The sequence below is a fragment of the Nocardia neocaledoniensis genome (genome assembly GCF_029868625.1).
Classification (GTDB): Bacteria; Actinomycetota; Actinomycetes; order Mycobacteriales; family Mycobacteriaceae; genus Nocardia; species Nocardia neocaledoniensis_A.
On sequence record NZ_JARWOJ010000280.1, the window covers coordinates 1 to 13,059 of the forward strand.

The 13,059-nt window shown below is 69.5% G+C and carries 13 protein-coding genes; 5 read left to right on the forward strand and 8 right to left on the reverse strand.

The window, feature by feature from the left end:
- Positions 1 to 64 precede the first annotated feature (64 nt).
- The 4 genes from pspA to pgsA form a co-directional block, all read right to left on the reverse strand.
- Entirely contained in the window at positions 65 to 889 is an 825-nt protein-coding gene (gene pspA / locus QH270_RS21290) for a phage shock protein PspA (protein ID WP_280345266.1), read from the reverse strand.
- A 195-nt stretch (positions 890 to 1,084) separates the two neighbouring features.
- The gene (locus QH270_RS21295; protein ID WP_280345269.1) at positions 1,085 to 1,525 is read right to left on the reverse strand and encodes a helix-turn-helix domain-containing protein; all 441 of its coding nucleotides are present in this window, start codon (positions 1,523 to 1,525) and stop codon (positions 1,085 to 1,087) included.
- Between the two features lie 91 nt (positions 1,526 to 1,616).
- Positions 1,617 to 2,108: a CinA family protein gene (locus QH270_RS21300; protein ID WP_280345272.1), complete on the reverse strand. Its 492-nt coding sequence runs from the start codon at positions 2,106 to 2,108 to the stop codon at positions 1,617 to 1,619.
- On the reverse strand, positions 2,105 to 2,758 hold the full coding sequence (gene pgsA, locus QH270_RS21305; protein WP_280345329.1) for a CDP-diacylglycerol--glycerol-3-phosphate 3-phosphatidyltransferase: 654 nt from the start codon (positions 2,756 to 2,758) through the stop codon (positions 2,105 to 2,107). The genes QH270_RS21300 and pgsA overlap by 4 nt, the downstream gene beginning before the upstream one ends.
- A gap of 256 nt (positions 2,759 to 3,014) precedes the next feature.
- Here pgsA and QH270_RS21310 point away from each other — a divergent pair, with 256 nt between their 5' ends.
- Positions 3,015 to 3,581 carry an amino-acid N-acetyltransferase gene (locus tag QH270_RS21310; protein ID WP_280345275.1) on the forward strand — a complete coding sequence of 189 codons (567 nt, stop codon included), beginning with the start codon at positions 3,015 to 3,017 and terminating at the stop codon, positions 3,579 to 3,581.
- A 29-nt stretch (positions 3,582 to 3,610) separates the two neighbouring features.
- Positions 3,611 to 3,895, forward strand: a complete 285-nt coding sequence (locus tag QH270_RS21315) for a YciI family protein (protein ID WP_280345278.1) — start codon at positions 3,611 to 3,613, stop codon at positions 3,893 to 3,895.
- Positions 3,896 to 3,949: 54 nt separating this feature from the next.
- Here QH270_RS21315 and QH270_RS21320 read toward each other — a convergent pair whose 3' ends face one another.
- A complete protein-coding gene (locus tag QH270_RS21320; RefSeq protein ID WP_280345281.1) occupies positions 3,950 to 4,930 on the reverse strand; it encodes a TerC family protein in 981 nt (326 codons plus the stop codon).
- Positions 4,931 to 5,565: 635 nt separating this feature from the next.
- Entirely contained in the window at positions 5,566 to 8,130 is a 2,565-nt protein-coding gene (locus QH270_RS21325) for a DNA translocase FtsK (protein ID WP_280345284.1), read from the reverse strand.
- Positions 8,131 to 8,422: 292 nt separating this feature from the next.
- Here QH270_RS21325 and QH270_RS21330 point away from each other — a divergent pair, with 292 nt between their 5' ends.
- Both QH270_RS21330 and QH270_RS21335 read left to right on the forward strand, forming a co-directional pair.
- On the forward strand, positions 8,423 to 8,812 hold the full coding sequence (locus QH270_RS21330) for a DUF4189 domain-containing protein (protein WP_280345287.1): 390 nt from the start codon (positions 8,423 to 8,425) through the stop codon (positions 8,810 to 8,812).
- A gap of 56 nt (positions 8,813 to 8,868) precedes the next feature.
- The gene (locus tag QH270_RS21335) at positions 8,869 to 9,420 is read left to right on the forward strand and encodes a hypothetical protein (RefSeq protein ID WP_280345291.1); all 552 of its coding nucleotides are present in this window, start codon (positions 8,869 to 8,871) and stop codon (positions 9,418 to 9,420) included.
- A gap of 57 nt (positions 9,421 to 9,477) precedes the next feature.
- Here the strand turns inward: QH270_RS21335 and QH270_RS21340 are convergent, their stop codons facing one another.
- Together QH270_RS21340 and dapA are read right to left on the reverse strand one after the other, a co-directional pair.
- The gene (locus QH270_RS21340; protein WP_280345294.1) at positions 9,478 to 11,550 is read right to left on the reverse strand and encodes a ribonuclease J; all 2,073 of its coding nucleotides are present in this window, start codon (positions 11,548 to 11,550) and stop codon (positions 9,478 to 9,480) included.
- Positions 11,547 to 12,455, reverse strand: coding sequence for a 4-hydroxy-tetrahydrodipicolinate synthase (gene dapA / locus QH270_RS21345; RefSeq protein ID WP_280345297.1), 909 nt, complete (start codon positions 12,453 to 12,455; stop codon positions 11,547 to 11,549). Before dapA ends, QH270_RS21340 begins: the two co-directional genes overlap by 4 nt.
- Positions 12,456 to 12,603: 148 nt before the next feature.
- On the opposite strand from dapA, the gene QH270_RS21350 reads away from it, so the two are divergent.
- The gene (locus QH270_RS21350) at positions 12,604 to 13,050 is read left to right on the forward strand and encodes a toxin-antitoxin system HicB family antitoxin (RefSeq protein ID WP_280345300.1); all 447 of its coding nucleotides are present in this window, start codon (positions 12,604 to 12,606) and stop codon (positions 13,048 to 13,050) included.
- The last annotated feature ends 9 nt before the right edge of the window (positions 13,051 to 13,059 follow it).

Genomic DNA, 13,059 nt, shown 5'->3' on the forward strand with positions numbered 1-13,059 from the left:
ACCTGGGGCCCCCCCCCCCCGGGACACAAGGGGCCGCGAACTCGAGCGCGCCAGCGCTCCAAAACTACTGCTGCGCGGCCTGGCCCTTGTTGATCTGCGGGGCCTGGGCGGGCTGCTGCTTGGCCGGGTCGATCGCCGCGGCGTTGTTGCCGGTGGGCAGCGCGTCCCCGCGCATGGAGGCGCGGATCTGCTCGAGCTTGCTGTGCCCGGCCATCTGGATGCTGGCCTGCTGGACCTCCATCATGCGACCCTGCACCGAATTCTGCGCCAGCTCGGCCGAACCGAGCGCGTTGGCGTAGCGGCGCTCGATCTTGTCCCGCACCGCGTCCAGGCTGGGCGTGGAGCCCGGCGCGGCCAGGGTGGAGTCCATCTGCTGCAGCGAGGCCGAGACCTGTTCCTGCATCTTGGCCTGCTCGAGCTGGCTGAGCAGCTTGGTGCGCTCGGCGACCTTCTGCTGCAACATCATCGCGTTCTGCTCGACCGCCTTCTTCGCCTGCGCGGCGGCCTGCAGGGACTGGTCGTGCAGCACCTTGAGGTCTTCCACCGACTGCTCGGCGGTGACGAGCTGGGCGGCGAACGCCTCGGCGGCGTTGGTGTACTGGATCGCCTTCTCGGTGTCGCCCGCGGCGGACGCCTGATCGGCCAGAGTGACGGCCTGGCGGGCGTTGGCATTGAGCTTCTCGACCTCGTCGAGCTGGCGGTTCAGCTTCATCTCCAGCTGGCGCTGGTTACCGATCACCGATGCCGCCTGCTGCGACAGCGCCTGGTGCTGACGCTGCGCCTCCTCGATAGCCTGCTGAATCTGGACCTTCGGATCCGCATGCTCTTCGATCTTGGAGTCGAAGAGGGCCATCATGTATTTCCAGGCCTTCACGAACGGATTAGCCATCGATTGATCCCGCCTCCATCTGTGCGTCGCTCGTGCGACTGGTGGTGCGCGACCGTCACGCACCAGATATGTGCTTATCCTTCACCATGCGGCACCCGGGCCGGTGTGACCGGCCCACTCGACGCCTGATGAGAATCTATCCGTTCTCACCAGCGGTGTGCAGCGTCTCGCGCGTCCGGCACGTGGTTCGCCGCGTCACATCCCCTTCACCAGTACCAGCATCTCGGCCCTCGGCGCCGGGATGACGATGCGGGTGTCTTCGGCGATGCCGATCCGGGGGCCCTCGGCCGACAGGCTCGCCGAGGCCGTCTCCGGCGCCGCGGCGGGTTCGGCGGCGGCGGGTTCGGCGGTCTCGCGCTCGGTGACCGGGCCGGTCAGCGCGGGTTCGCGCGGCGCGGAGCCGTCGGCGCCGGCCATGATGGTGCTCACGTCCCACAGCACCCGCGACAGCGGCACGTCCAGTGCCTCGCAGATGGCGGCGAGCAGCTCACTGGAGGCTTCCTTGCGGCCGCGCTCCACTTCCGACAGATAGCCGAGGCTCACGCGCGCCGAGGTCGACACCTCGCGCAGCGTTCGATGCTGGGCGAGACGTGCACGCCGCAGACTGTCCCCGATTGCCTCCCGCAGCAGCGTCATCTCGTTCTCCTCCACCTCGTGTCACCGCCGCAGCGGTGCTCACCTCTTTCTGGCACAACGTCGAGCATCGGCCGGTGGTTCCCGGCTGCGGCTAGTTCGTCGTCACACAGCGCAGCAACTCCCGCACGGCGCTGTGTACCGCACCGATTCTGATGGTCCACCGGTCGCCGTGCAGTTTCAACCGGACCACCTCGCTGTGCCGTGGACCGGCCAATCCGAGGTATACCGTCCCGACGGGGTGCCCGTCCTGGGAATCGGGTCCGGCGACCCCGGTCAGGCCGACACCCCAGTCGGCGCCACAGCACTGCCGCGCCCCCACCGCGAGCTGTTCGGCGGTCGAGGCGGCGACGGGCCCGTCCAGGCGGAGGGTCTCGGCGTCGACGCAGGCCAGACGGTTCTTCAGGTCGGTCGCGTAGACGATGAGACCGCCGCGCAGCACCGCGCTCGCGCCCGGAATCCCGGCCATCGTGGCCGCGAGCAGGCCCGCGGTCAGCGATTCCGCGGTGGCGACCGTCTGTCCGGCCGTGGTCAAGGCCCCCACCAGATCCGCGACCGGCGCGCCGTCGACGAGCGGGTCACTCATCCGCGGGACTCGCCGCGCGCGCGGCCACCGGCGAACCACAGCCGGGCCGCCTGGCCGACATAATCCAGGCCGGTGAGCACGGTGAGCGCGACGGCGGCGTACATCAGCCACATCCCCGCGGTCTCGAACGCCCCCGACAGCGGCAGCAACAGCAGCGCGATGGCGACCGACTGCACCAGCGTCTTGAGCTTGCCGCCCCGGCCCGCCGGGATGACCCCGCGCCGGACGACCACGAGCCGCAGCAGCGTGATGCCGAGCTCACGGCCGACGATGACCAGGGTGATCCACCAGGGCAGATCGCCGAGCACGGACAGGCCGATCAGCGCCGAACCGATCAGCGCCTTGTCCGCGATGGGGTCGGCGAGCTTGCCGAAATCGGTGACGAGACCGTATTTGCGGGCCAGTTGCCCGTCGAAGCGATCGGTGATCGCGGCCAGGCCGAACACGGCCGCGGCGACGACCCGCCAGCGGGTGTCGTGGCCGCCGTCGGCGAACAGCGCCAGCACGAACAACGGCACCAGCACGATCCGCGCGATGGTCAGCACATTCGCGATATTGAGCAGCGGAACGTGCCCCTCGGCACGTTCCACGGGACGTAGCGGCGCCGCCGCCTCCCACCCACGGTCCATCTCTTCGGGTCGCACGCTCATCCTGCGCACATCAGGCATGCTCGGGCGCCTTCCGTGGTTACGCAAGCTGCCGCCTCCAGGCGCTGACCTCTCATGCCCTGCCCTCTCGGCATTCCCCGGCACTGCGCCGAAATCCACATGTTTCGCGCGCGGTTTGCTCGCGCGGGCGGTGCCACGCGATCCGGTCGACGAGCCCGGCGCGATGCGGTGAGCGGATCGACAGGATGTGCGGCACACGTTCAGAGTATCGGTAACCCGGCCGACTACTGTGCACCCCATGACCTCACGGGGACCACTGGGTGGTTCGACAAGCGACGCGCATCCCGTCGCGCCCACTGCGGCGCCTGTTCCCGGCGTGGTCGTGCGACGAGCGCGAACGAGCGACGTCCCCGAGATCAAGCGTCTGGTCGACGAGTACGCGGGCCGCATCCTGCTCGAGAAGAACCTGGTGACGCTGTACGAATCCGTCCAGGAGTTCTGGGTCGCCGAGCTCGACGGCGCGGTCGTCGGCTGCGGCGCGCTGCACGTGCTGTGGGCCGATCTGGGTGAGGTGCGCACGGTCGCCGTCGACCCGGTGGTGAAGGGGCGCGGGGTGGGTGGCGCGGTCGTGGACCGGCTGGTCACCGTCGCGCGCGAACTGCAGCTGCAGCGACTGTTCGTGCTGACCTTCGAGGTGGACTTCTTCGGCAGGCACGGTTTCGTCGAGATCGACGGCACGCCCGTCACCGCCGAGGTGTACGCCGAGATGTGCCGCTCCTACGACACCGGTGTCGCCGAGTTCCTCGACCTCAGTTACGTCAAGCCGAACACCCTCGGCAACACCCGCATGCTGCTGACCCTCTGATTCCGCACTCACCAGGAAGCGATACCGCCGTGCCGATCTTCGCCGTGCACTACACCTACACCGAGGCCACCGCCGCCGACCGGGCCACGCATCGGCCCGAGCACCGGGCCTTCCTCAACGCGCTCGTCGACGCGGGCACCGTACTCACGAGCGGCCCGTACCCGGACGGCACCGGCGCGCTGCTGATCTTCCGCGCCGAGGACGCGCCGTCGCTGACCGCGCTGCTGGCCGAGGACCCGTTCGCGAAGCTGGGCCTGATCGAGGCCGTGCGCGTGGTCGAATGGCTGCCGGTGATGGGCGCCTTCAGCGAGTGACCCGCCACTGACACAGCACTGCCCGGAACCGTCGCGGTTCCGGGCAGTGCGCGGTCAGGAGGAGGTGGTGTTGCGGGTCTTGAGCAGGCTCGCCACCGTGGCGATCACCAGGATCCCGATGATCACGCTCAGCGACAGCGGCGTGGAGATCTCCGGCACGTTCACGTGCTCGCCACCGTTGATGAACGACAGCGTGTTCTCGTGCAGCGCGTGCAGCACCAGCTTGATGCCGATGAACGCCAGGATCGCGGCCAGGCCGTAGGACAGGTACACCAGGCGGTCGAGCAGACCACCGATGAGGAAGTACAGCTGGCGCAGGCCCATCAGGGCGAAGGCGTTGGCGGTGAACACCAGGTACGGCTGCTCGGTGAGACCGTAGATGGCCGGGATCGAGTCCAGCGCGAACAGCAGGTCGGCGAAGCCGATGGCCAGCAGCGCCAGCAGCAGCGGGGTCACCACCCGTTTGCCGTCGATCGTGGTGACGAGCTTGTCGCCGTCGTACTTGTCGGTGGTCGGCAGGATCCGCTTGGCCAGCGCGACGATGCGGCTGTCGCGTTTCTCCTCCTGTTCGACCTCGTGCCCGCTCTCGCGCAGCAGCTTGATCGCGGTGTAGATCAGGAACGCGCCGAACAGATAGAACACCCAGCTGAACGCGCTGATCGCGGCCGCGCCGACGGCGATGAACACACCGCGCATCACCAGGGCGAGCACGATGCCGATCAGCAGCACCTTCTGCTGGTAGATCCGTGGCACGGCGAAGGTGCTCATGATGATGAGGAAGATGAACAGGTTGTCCACCGAGAGCGCCTTCTCGGTGACGAAGCCCGCGTAGTACTCCCCCGCGAAGGTGCCGCCCCATTTCCAGGCCACGTACAGGCCGAACGCCAGGGCCAGGCCGATGTAGACCGCCGACCAGAAGCCGGATTCCTTGAACGTGGGTTCGTGCGGTGTCCGCACGTGGGCGAAGAAGTCGAAGACGAACAAGCCGAGGATCACCAGGCCGGTGATCACCCACTCGAGCGTGGTCACCTGCATGTGGTGGTCCGATCGATAGAGTTCATGCCGTCCATCATGCCCGAAATGTCCGTTTCAGTCGGCTTTGCGGAACGCTTGCCCGCCATGATTTCACACACACGCCCGCTGACCTGCGCACGGGCCCATCGGCGCGTCGAAAAATCAGTGTCGCCGGGGGGACCGCGCTGCTACCGTCGACGCATCGTCATCCCACCGGTACCCACGAGAGGAGCTGGCCGTGAACGGATCCACCGCGAAGTACGAACGCCGTGTCGAGATGCACCGCCTACCCCTGGGTGCCGTGCAGCCGCAGCGCTTCTCGAGCGCCCGCGGCGACTGCTGACCGGCGTCGTCCGGCGCTAGGCCGCCGGCACCCCTGCCCCACAGCGCGAGCGACCGCTCGCGGTCCCTGTCACGCACCCCAGCCGCCGCCCGGCCCGGGGGCGATCACCCATTCCCTCGTAGCCCAACTGGCAGAGGCACCGGTCTCGAACCGTTCCCCACTCCCGGCTCACGCAGGCGCCGACGGGCTCTCATAAGGCCCGTGCGCGCGGTTCGACTCCGCGGTGAGCCACGGTCCCTCCTCGTTCGTCGCCGGCTCGCCCCGGCACGGTCAGAGCAAACCAGCGACGCGTGCCGACCGGCGCGCGCGGACTTCAGTCGTCCTCGGCTCCGCCGGGGTCGCCACCCCGGATCGAGTAGAGCAACCCGTCGAGTTCGTCGGGCTTGATCAGCACGTCGCGGGCCTTCGACCCTTCGCTGGGTCCGACGACGCCGCGCGTCTCCATCAGGTCCATCAGGCGGCCCGCCTTGGCGAAGCCGACGCGCAACTTGCGCTGCAGCATCGAGGTGGACCCGAACTGGGAGGTGACCACCAGCTCCACCGCCTGCAGCAGCACGTCCATGTCGTCGCCGATATCGGGGTCGACGTCCTTGGTCTCGCCCGCCTTGGCGGCGGTGACGCCGTCCTGGTACTCGGGCTCGGCCTGGGTCTTGCTGAACTCGACGACCGCCTGGATCTCCTCGTCGGAGATGAAGGCGCCCTGCAGACGGGTGGGCTTGCCCGCGCCCATCGGCAGGAACAGGCCGTCGCCCATACCGATCAGCTTCTCCGCGCCGGGCTGGTCCAGGATCACGCGCGAGTCGGTGAGCGAGGAGGTGGCGAAGGCCAGGCGCGAGGGCACATTGGTCTTGATCAGGCCGGTGACCACGTCCACCGAGGGGCGCTGGGTGGCCAGGACGAGGTGGATGCCCGCGGCGCGCGCCTTCTGCGTGATGCGCACGATCGCGTCCTCGACGTCACGCGGGGCGGTCATCATCAGGTCCGCGAGCTCGTCGACGATCGCCAGGATGTACGGGTAGGGCCGGTATACGCGCTCACTGCCCAGCGGCGCGGTGATCTGACCCGACTTGACCTTCTTGTTGAAGTCGTCGATGTGGCGGACCTTGTTGGCCTGCATGTCCTGATAGCGCTGTTCCATCTCCTCGACCAGCCAGGCCAGCGCGGCGGCGGCCTTCTTGGGCTGGGTGATGATGGGCGTGATCAGGTGCGGAATGCCCTCGTACGGCGTGAGTTCCACCATCTTCGGGTCGATCAGGATCATCCTGACCTCCTCCGGGGTGGCCCGGTGCAGCAGCGAGACGAGCATCGAGTTCACGAAGCTCGACTTACCGGAGCCGGTGGAGCCCGCCACCAGCAGGTGCGGCATCTTGGCCAGGTTCGCCGAGACGAACTCGCCCTCGATGTTCTTGCCCAGCCCGATCACCAGCGGATGGTGGTCGTTGCGGGTGTGCGGCGACTTGAGCACGTCGGCCAGGCGCACCAGTTCGCGGTCGGAGTTGGGCACCTCGATGCCGACGGCGGATTTGCCCGGGATCGGCGCGAGCAGGCGCACGTTCTCGGTCGCCACCGCGTAGGCCAGATTCCGGTGCAGGGCGGTGATCTTCTCGACCTTCACGCCGGGGCCGAGCTCGACCTCGTAGCGGGTCACCGTCGGGCCGCGCACGAAACCGGTGACGGCGGCGTCGATCTTGAACTGCACCAGCACCTCGGTGATCGCCTCGATCATCGATTCGTTGGCGGCCGAACGCTTCTTGGGCGGATCGCCGTCGAGCAGCAGGGTCAGCGGAGGCAGGGTGTAGTCGCCGTCGACGACCCGGTCGGTGACGAACTCCGGCTCCGGCGGCGGGGGCGGGGTCTGGTCGACGACCTTCGCCGGGGCGGCGGGCTTGCGGCGCGCCGGTTTGGGCGCGGGGACGGGCGCCGGTGGCTCCTCGTCGAGCCGCAGCTGCTTGGCGTCGCGCAGCGGGGGCTCGCCGATCGATTCGGTGAGCGCGTCGGAGCCGCCGAATTCGTCGGGCGGGTAGTTGTCCTCGGGGGTCCGGCCGCGGCGGGTTCGGTTGCGGTGCACCGGGAAACCGTCGGCGTCGTAGTTGGCCGGGTCGTAGGGGTCGTCGTCGGCGTGGTGATCGCCGAGGCCGAAGTAGTCGCGCAGTGCCGAAGGCACCTCGCGCACCGTGGTACCGGTGAGCAGCAGCACACCGAACACCATGGCCAGCAACAGGATCGGCAGCGCCAGCCACGGGGTGAGGCCCTGGCCGAGCGGGCCGCCGATGGCGTAGCCGAGCGCACCCGCCGCTCGCGAGCGGCCCTGCGCGTCGGTCGGCGATCCGGCGGCCAGATGCCAGATCCCGAGTGCGGGCAACACGACGAGCAGTCCGCCGAGGACCAGCCGCGGCCGGATCTCCGGGTGTGGCTCGGTGCGCATGAGCACCACGGCGAGGGCGACGAACAGCAGCGGGGCAAGGCCACCCGCCGTGCCGGCGATCGCGCGCACGATGTCTTCGAGGAAACGCCCGACGGGTCCACCGGCCGACAGCCACATGGCGGCGGCGATGATCGCGCTCACCGCGATCAGCGCCAGGCCGATGCCGTCGCGCCGGTGCCCGTGTTCGATCTCGCCGGCCCGGCTCAAGGTGCGGGTGGTGGCGCCGACACCGCGCGCCAACATCGTCCAGCCACTGCCGACACCGCGCCCGATCACCGCCAGCGGCGCGGTGTTCGACGCGCGCCGCACGGGTCTGCGCGCGGGGGTCGCGCGTCCGCGCGGCGCCGCCGACGCTCGCGGAGTCGTCGAACGAGATCGCGCCGACGGCGTCTGCCCCCTGCTCGATCCCGCCCGCGCCCGAGAGGTCGTGGTGCTGCGGGACTTACCTGCCATGACCATCAGGCTAGCCGCTCAGGCACCGTCCGGACCATCCGCAACACTGGTCCCACCCCGGTTGCGACGCTGATCTCACCCGGACCCGCAGGTCGCGGGGCCCCGGTCAGCGCGGGGAAATCTCGCGGGACAACCGCGTTTCGCGCCGCGTTCGCCCCTTTCCGCCAAGCGATTCCTTTCAGTTCCCTTGTGATGAGCCCGAATCCGCGCAGCAGCGCTGGCGCCCGGGACCGCCGGGTCTGTACGTTGACACCTGGTCCACCGGGTGTGGACGGAATACGAGGGGAATCACGTGAAGAAAGTTCTCACCGGCGCGGCGATCATGACCGCGACGGTCGGTGCGTTGCTGGCCGGTCACATCGCGCCCGCGCAGGCGCAGGCCGACAACTACGGCGCGCTCGCGCTCTCGCGCAACGGCGCCTCCAGCATCACCGCGAATTACGGCAGCTACGCCGCGGCCGAGTCGGCCGCCATCGCCGGTTGCCAGCGCAGCGGCGGGGGTGCCGGCTGCGATGTGAAGGTGTCGTGGCGCAACGGCTGCGGCGCGCTCGCCGAGTCGAGCCGTTCCTACAGCTGGGCCTCGGCGCCTTCGCTGCGGGCGGCCAAGCGCAACGCGATCAACGCCAATCGCGGCGCGGCCACCATCATCAACTGGAACTGCACCTCCGGCTACGAGGTCTGAGTCGCCACCGCCTCGCCGGAGTGACCCTCCGGCGTTCATCTCATTTGGGGAGATCCGTGAACAACCGCATGATCACACTGGCGGCCGCCGCGACGATGACCGTCGCCGCGCTCGGCCTGACCGCGTGCAGCAGCGACGAGCCGTCGAGCACCGCGGCCGCGACGACCACCGCCGCGGGCGCCGGGTTCGAGGACGGCAAGAAGGTCGAGGGCACCCAGGAGGGTGACGCCCCGATGACCACGCCGGTGCCGAACCTGCCCGCGCCGACCGTCGAGGAGCTCAACGCCCGCCTCGACAAGGCCATGGCCGGTCAGCTGAGCGCCGAGGAGAAGGCCACGCTCATCGAGGACGCCGAGCGCGACCCGAATCTGGTCGACAAATTCGTCGAGGCGGCCAAGAAGAACAATGTCACCGCCAAGATCACCAGCGTCGGCGCGCCCGCCGACGGCAAGGTGAAGGCCCCCGCCGACGTCACCATCGACGGCACCCCGGTGCAGGGCGCGACCGTGGAATTCGTCGCGTCCGAGGGCGGCTGGCGCGTCTCGCACGTGTTCACCTGCAACATCGTGAAGTCGGCCAAGCTCGACTCCGCGGCCTGCCAGGCCTGACCCACGAACGAGAACCGCCGGACGACACTGTCGCCCGGCGGTTCTCGTGTCTGCGGATCAGACGCCGATGACCGTCGGCACGATCATCGGGCGACGGCGGTAGGTGTCGGCCACCCAGCGACCGACGACCCGGCGCACGCCCTGGGCGATGCGATGGGTGTCGGTGATGCCCTCGCCGGCCAGGCGCAGCAGCTCGGCCTCGACCAGTTCGTTCGCGCCGTTGAGCGCGGTCGGGTCGTCGGAGAAGCCGCGGCCGTTGAGTTCGGTGCTGACCGCCTTGCCGGTGGTCGCGTCGATGACGACGGTGATCGAGATGAACCCGCCCTCGCCGAGCACGAGGCGATCCGACAGCGTCGACTCGCCGACGTCGCCGACCGAGAGGCCGTCGACGTAGACGTGCCCGACCGGTACCCGGCCGACGATCGAGGCGATGCCGTCGACCAGGTCGACCACCACGCCGTCCTCGGCCAGCACGACCCGCTCCTCGGGCACGCCGGTGGCCACCGCGAGCGCGGCGTTGGCGCGCAGGTGCCGCCACTCGCCGTGCACCGGCATCGCGTTGGTGGGACGCACCGCGTTGTACAGGTACAGCAGCTCACCCGCCGAGGCGTGGCCCGAGACGTGCACCTTCGCGTTCTGCTGGGTGATGACCGTCGCGCCGAGCCGGGCCAGGCCGTTGACGACCGCGAACACCGAGTTCTCGTTACCGGGGATCAGCGAGGAGGCCAGCACGATCAGATCGTCGGCACGGATGTTGATCTGGCGGTGGTCGCCCCTGGCCATCCGGGCCAGCGCCGAGAGCGGCTCGCCCTGGGAACCGGTGGAGATCAGCACCAGCCGGTTGCCGGGCAGGTTCGCCGCCGCGTCGAGATCGACGACGACGTTGTCGGGCACGGTCAGATAGCCCAGGTCCTGCGCGATCTGCATGTTGCGGACCATCGAGCGACCGACGAAGCAGATCTTGCGGTTGTACTTCTGTGCCACGTCGACGACCTGCTGGATGCGGTGCACGTGGCTGGCGAAGGAGGCGACGATGACGCGGTTGCGCGCCTTGCCGATGACATTGTCGAGCACCCCGCCGATCTCGCGTTCGGGGGTGACGAAGCCGGGGACCTCGGCGTTGGTCGAGTCGACCAGGAACAGGTCGACGCCTTCGTCGCCGAGGCGGGAGAATCCGGCCAGGTCGGTGAGGCGGCCGTCGAGCGGCAGCTGGTCGAGCTTGATGTCACCGGTGTGCAGCACCACGCCCGCGCCGGTACGGATGGCGACGGCGATCGCGTCGGGGATGGAGTGGTTGACCGCGAAGTACTCGCACTCGAACGGCCCGTGCACGGTGGTCTCGCCCTCGGCGACCTCGATCAGCTTCGGCTGCAGCCGGTGCTCGCGGCACTTGGCGGCGACCAGCGCGAGGGTGAACCTGGCGCCGATCACGGGGATGTCGGGGCGGTTGCGCAGCAGGAACGGCACCGCGCCGATGTGGTCCTCGTGACCGTGCGTGAGCACGATGGCGACGATGTCGTCCATCCGGTCCTCGATGGGCCGGAAGTCGGGCAGGATCAGGTCGACGCCGGGCTGCTGGTCCTCGGGGAACAGCACACCGCAGTCGACGATCAGCAGCTTGCCGTTGTACTCGAAAACGGTCATGTTGCGGCCGATTTCGCCGATGCCGCCGAGCGCGAACACACGCAGGCCGTTCTTCGCCAGCTTCGGCGGGGCACCGAGACGGTCCTGCGGCGCCTTCTCGCGAGGCTCGGCCGTCGGCGCGGCGCCACGGCCCCGGCCGCCGCCACCCTGCCTGCCGCGGCCGCCGCCACGGGACTGCTGCTGCGGCGCCTGCTCGGCGGCCGGCTTGCTCTTGGCGCGGCGTGAGCTCGTCTTCTTCGGCGCGGTGGCCTGTTCCACGGGCACGCTGATCAGATCGGTGCCGTCCTCGGCGGCGACGACGAGCTCGGCCTCGGCGGCGATCTCGGCGACCGGCTCCGGGGCGGGCGCCTGCTCGATCGGGGGCACGACCTCGGCCGCGGCGGGCCGCTGCGGCGCGGCCTCGGGGGCCGGGGTGGCGGGCGCCGGTTCGGGCGCGCCCGCGGCGCGGCTGGCGGAACGACGACGCGGCTTGCGCGGTTCGGTCATGCCGACACCCCCGCGGCCTGCAGATCCAGGGCCAGCGCGTCGAGCTGCGCCGGGGTCGGCATCAGCTGGGGCAACCGGGGTTCCCCCACTTCGACACCGAGCAATCGGAGAGCTCCCTTGCACATCGCCACACCTCCCAGGCGGGTCATGGCCGCGAACAGCGGCAACAGTGTCGCGTTGATCTCCTTGGCGCGGACCACGTCACCGGCGGTGTAGGCCTGGTGGATCTCGCGCAGGCGATAGGGCACGAGGTGCCCGATAACGCTGATGAAACCGGTGGCGCCCACCGAGAGCCAGGGCAGGTTGAGCCCGTCGTCCCCGGAGTAGAAGGCGAGGCCGGTGGTCGCGATGAGATCGGCACCGGAGACCAGGTCGCCCTTGGCGTCCTTGACGGCGACGATGTTCGGGTGGTCGGCGAGGCGGCGGATCGTGTCGATGGCGATGGGCACCACCGACCGCGGCGGAATGTCGTAGAGCGTCACCGGCAGCGAGGTGGCGTCGGCGACCGCGGTGAAGTGCGCGATCAGCCCCTCCTGCGTGGGACGCGAGTAGTACGGGGTGACGACGAGCAGGCCGTGCGCGCCCGCGTCCTCGGCGGCGCGCGCCAGTTCGAGCGAGTGCGCGGTGTCGTAGGTGCCCGCGCCCGCGATGACGGTGGCGCGGTCGCCGACCGCGTCGACGACGGCGCGCAGCAGATCGGACTTCTCCGATTCGGTGGTCGTCGGCGACTCACCCGTGGTGCCCGAGATGGCCAGCAGATCGACGCCCCGGTCGACCAGGCGCGCGGCCAACGCCACCCCGGCGTCGACGTCGACCTTGCCCGCGGCGCTGAAGGGGGTCACCATCGCGACACCTACCGTGCCGGACGCGTGCAGCTCCGTTGGCGTCGATTCACCGTTCGTCATGGTCAGAAAGGCTACCCGGTCCCCGGATGCGCCTCGACACCCTAGCGGCCGAAGCGGCTGCCGGTGGCTGGCTTTCGACACCATACGCCTGCTCGGTGACATCATCAACACCCTTGCGTGATGTCATTTTTGACATCAGACTGATGTCATGGATCTGAACGCTCATACCGCGCGGCTGCGCGAGGAACTGATCGCCGCCGCGGCTCTCGGCGACGAGAAAACGCAGGCCACCGCCGCCGCCCTGGCCGCGGCGGTGGAGAGTTCGAGCCGGCTGGTGCTGTTGTCGGCGCTGTCGGAACTGGCCGCCGAGATCAGCACCGAGCTCGGGGATCGCACCGTGCACGTCCGGCTGGAGGGCACCGAGGCGGTGGCGGACGTGCGCAAGAACACGCCGTCGGGTTCGGAGGAACCACCCACCTTCGAGGAGATGACCGGCGACATCAGCCGGGTCACCCTGCGGCTGGTCGAGCAGCTCAAGTCCAAGGCCGAGGAGGCGGCGGCCCAGAACGGGCAGTCGCTGAACTCGTGGCTCTCTGGCGCGGTCAGCGGCGCGCTGCGCGATCAGATGCGCGGGCAGGGCCCCAAGGGCTGGTGAGCGGCCCGC

Excerpts from the sequence above, each read along its gene's own strand:
- pspA (WP_280345266.1), bottom strand. The coding sequence starts at position 889 with ATGGCTAATCCGTTCGTGAAGGCCTGGAAATACATGATGGCCCTCTTC.
- QH270_RS21295 (WP_280345269.1), bottom strand. The coding sequence starts at position 1,525 with ATGACGCTGCTGCGGGAGGCAATCGGGGACAGTCTGCGGCGTGCACGT.
- QH270_RS21300 (WP_280345272.1), bottom strand. The coding sequence starts at position 2,108 with ATGAGTGACCCGCTCGTCGACGGCGCGCCGGTCGCGGATCTGGTGGGG.
- pgsA (WP_280345329.1), bottom strand. The coding sequence starts at position 2,758 with ATGAGCGTGCGACCCGAAGAGATGGACCGTGGGTGGGAGGCGGCGGCG.
- QH270_RS21310 (WP_280345275.1), top strand. The coding sequence starts at position 3,015 with ATGACCTCACGGGGACCACTGGGTGGTTCGACAAGCGACGCGCATCCC.
- QH270_RS21320 (WP_280345281.1), bottom strand. The coding sequence starts at position 4,930 with ATGCAGGTGACCACGCTCGAGTGGGTGATCACCGGCCTGGTGATCCTC.
- QH270_RS21325 (WP_280345284.1), bottom strand. The coding sequence starts at position 8,130 with ATGGCAGGTAAGTCCCGCAGCACCACGACCTCTCGGGCGCGGGCGGGA.
- QH270_RS21340 (WP_280345294.1), bottom strand. The coding sequence starts at position 11,550 with ATGACCGAACCGCGCAAGCCGCGTCGTCGTTCCGCCAGCCGCGCCGCG.
- dapA (WP_280345297.1), bottom strand. The coding sequence starts at position 12,455 with ATGACGAACGGTGAATCGACGCCAACGGAGCTGCACGCGTCCGGCACG.
- QH270_RS21350 (WP_280345300.1), top strand. The coding sequence starts at position 12,604 with ATGGATCTGAACGCTCATACCGCGCGGCTGCGCGAGGAACTGATCGCC.